The sequence below is a fragment of the Acutalibacter caecimuris genome (assembly GCF_034335085.1).
GTDB classification, from domain to species: Bacteria; Bacillota; Clostridia; order Oscillospirales; family Acutalibacteraceae; genus Acutalibacter; species Acutalibacter caecimuris.
The window spans coordinates 1-3,024 of the sequence record NZ_JAWXXJ010000069.1 but is presented as its reverse complement, the minus strand read 5'-3'; the positions used below and the strand labels follow the sequence as shown (position 1 = coordinate 3,024).

Here is a 3,024-nt window from a genome sequence, read left to right as displayed (position 1 = left end):
GTCCGTCCCCGCCCCCGCTCGCCACCGGGCTGCCCGCGCACCCATCCTAGAGCCCCCCGTAGCGCCTCAAAAGTTTTGGGGGGTGCAGGGGGACTTTTTCAAAAGTCCCCCTGCCAGCGTCCGTCCCCGCCCACGCTTGTCACCGGGCCGCCCGCGCTCCCATCCCAGAGCCCCCTGTAGCGCCTCAAAAGTTTTGGGGGGTGCAGGGGGACTTTTTCAAAAGTCCCCCTGCCAGCGCCCGTCCCCGCCCCCGCTTGCCACCGGGCCGCCCGCGTTCCCATCCCAGAGCCCCCCGTAGCGCCTCAAAAAGTTTTGGGGGGTCAGGGGGACTTTTTCAAAAGTCCCCCTGCCAGTGCGCGCCCCCTGCCGGCGGCCGCCCAAAAGCGGGCATGGGGGGCTGTTTCACACCCATAGGGGGTACTGCATATGCTGGTGATGGGGACAATCCCCGGCACCACCCATACTACAAAGAAAGGGGCAAATAAAATGGAAAAAGAAACGATCCCCGCCCCCTGTGGCGAAGACCCCACGCCGTTCCCGGCCGACGCGGTACCGGCCATGGCGTATGTACCCTTCCAGCAATGGAGTTCCAACCTGCACAGCGCCGAGCGCGCGCTAGACGCGGGCACGCTGTTCCCGGTACTGGATAAGCCTTTTTACGGCAGAAGGGGGGAGCCCCGTTGAGCGACACCACAGAGATGGCCCTGCGCCGCAAGATCAACGCCATGCAGTTCGCCTGCTGGGAGCTGCACCTATTTTTAGACACCCACCCCAACAACTGTGAGGCTGCCCGCCGGCTGGAGGAATACCGCCAGCGCCTGGCCCAAACGGTCAAAGAGTTCGAAGACCGTTTCGGCCCCCTGGGCCAGCTCAGCAGCGAAACCAGCCGCTGGGCCTGGATCAACGGCCCCTGGCCCTGGCAAAAGGAGGATGACTGATGTTTGTATATGAAAAACGCCTCCAGCACCCGGTACGCATCAAAAACCCCAACCCCAAGCTGGCAAAAATCATCATGACCCAGTACGGCGGCCCCCACGGGGAGATCGGCGCGTCCCTGCGCTACCTGAGCCAGCGCTACGCCATGCCCTACCCGGAGCTGGCCGCGATCCTCACCGATATCGGCACCGAAGAGCTGGCCCACCTGGAGATGGTAGGCACCATCGTCTACCAGCTTACCCGCAACCTGACCCCCGAACAGATCGACGCCGCCGGTTTCAGCGATTACTTCGTAGACCACACCACCGGCGTCTATCCCCAGGCGGCCTCCGGCACGCCCTTCTCCGCGGCCACCTTTGCCGTCACCGGCGACCCCATCGCCGACCTGAACGAGGACCTGGCCGCCGAGCAAAAGGCCCGCCTTGGCTATGACAACATCCTGCGCTTTGCCGATGACCCGGACGTGGCCGAGCCCATCAAGTTCCTCCGCGCACGGGAGATCGTCCACTTCCAGCGTTTCGGCGAGGGCCTGCGCATCCTCACCGACCGCCTGGACTGCAAAAACTTCTACGCCTTCAACCCCTCCTTCGATAAGCCCTAACCCCCTACCCCCCAAAGCCCGGCGCGCCCCAAAGGAAACGGCCCCGTGCCGCCCTTTGGGGCGCTTTTTCACCGGCAAGTTCCCCCTTCCCTTTTCCCCCCATCCGTGCTAAAATAAAGGGTAAACAGGCCCGCCCCGGCACCGGGGCGCGGCCCCCAAACAGGAGGTCTTTGCCATGAGAGAGGATATCTGTTCCATCCCGGTCAATGAGGTTTTCGAGCCCAAAGACGGCTGCCCCTTCTGCCGTATGCGGGATATGCTGGAGGACCGCATGGCCACCTATATCACCGGCGCCGCTATGATGGAGCCCGATGTGCGCATCGAAACCAACCGGCTGGGCTTTTGCTCCGAGCACTTCAACCAGATCCTGGCACGGGGCAGCCGGCTTTCCGTTGCCCTGATCCTGGAGAGCCTGCTCCACGAGGTTGGAGAACAAGTGTTCCCGTCGGGCAAAACGCCCCTAAAAAAGGTCACGGCCGCAGTGCACAGCCGGCAGGAAAACTGCTTTGTCTGCCAGAACATCACCCAGAACATGAAACACCTGCTGGACAGCACCCTCAACCTCTGGCAGACCGAGGCGGAGTTCCGGGAGCTTTACGCCGCCCAGCCCTACATCTGCCTGCCCCACTATGGCCTGGTGATGGAGTCCGCCCAGAAGATGCCTAAAAAGAACTTCGCCCCCTTCGAGGCCCAGACCACCAAGTTGGCCAAAGCCTACCTGGAAACCCTCAGCGGCGACGTCACCCACTTCTGCCGGATGTTCGACTACCGCAACGCGGGCGGCGACTGGGGCAACTCCAAAGACGCCATCGAGCGCGCCATCCTCTGGCTCACCGCCCGCGCCCCTGTAGCCCAACAAAACGCCGGCGAAAAAAACCGCTGATCTTCTCCCCCTTACCCGCCGGCGGTCCCCCCCCCCTTGCCTCCGGCGGCAAAGAGTTAGCTGCGCTAACTCTGGGGCGTTGATTCTCGGCTGCCGCCTCGGTCGGCGACGGGAAATCGCCACCGGCGATTGTCGCCCCCTAAAAACCCCACCACTTTTGAAAAAGTGGACAAAACTTTTATGCTTTCCCTTTTTTAATTTCGCACCCCTTCGCGCGTTATAGACAAGCCCACCTTTTCACGCCCCCAACCCCATCGCCCCATCCCCCTCCCCCCGTAAAGGGCCCCCCAAGGGGCGTTGCCCCTTGGGAATCCCCACCACTTTTGAAAAAGTGGACAAAACTTTTGTGTTTTCCCTTTTTTATTTCGCGCCCCTTCGCGCGTTATGGACAAGCCCCCTTTTTCACGCCCCCAACCCCCGTCGCCCCATCCCCTTCCTCGCGTAAAGGGCCCCCCAAGGGGCGTTGCCCCTTGGGAATCCCCACCACTTTTGAAAAAGTGGACAAAACTTTTGTGTTTTCCCTTTTTTATTTCGCGCCCTTTCGCGCGCCCCCTTTTTCACGCCCCCAACCCCATCGCCCCATCCCCCTCCCCGCGTAAAAGGG

The 3,024-nt window shown here is 62.2% G+C and carries 4 protein-coding genes; all 4 read left to right on the top strand.

Going from position 1 to position 3,024, the window contains the following annotated elements; genetic code table 11:
* The first annotated feature begins 426 nt into the window (after positions 1–426).
* The 4 genes from U8U01_RS17090 to U8U01_RS17075 all read left to right on the top strand — a co-directional run bounded on the left by U8U01_RS17090 (position 427) and on the right by U8U01_RS17075 (position 2,420).
* Entirely contained in the window at positions 427–684 is a 258-nt protein-coding gene (locus U8U01_RS17090) for a spore coat associated protein CotJA (protein WP_322176790.1), read from the top strand.
* Positions 681–938: a spore coat protein CotJB gene (locus U8U01_RS17085; RefSeq protein WP_322176789.1), complete on the top strand. Its 258-nt coding sequence runs from the start codon at positions 681–683 to the stop codon at positions 936–938. The genes U8U01_RS17090 and U8U01_RS17085 overlap by 4 nt, the downstream gene beginning before the upstream one ends.
* Positions 938–1,537, top strand: coding sequence for a manganese catalase family protein (locus U8U01_RS17080; protein WP_322176788.1), 600 nt, complete (start codon positions 938–940; stop codon positions 1,535–1,537). Before U8U01_RS17085 ends, U8U01_RS17080 begins: the two co-directional genes overlap by 1 nt.
* Before the next feature lie 175 nt (positions 1,538–1,712).
* Positions 1,713–2,420 carry a DUF6062 family protein gene (locus U8U01_RS17075; protein ID WP_322176787.1) on the top strand — a complete coding sequence of 236 codons (708 nt, stop codon included), beginning with the start codon at positions 1,713–1,715 and terminating at the stop codon, positions 2,418–2,420.
* Positions 2,421–3,024: the final 604 nt, after the last annotated feature.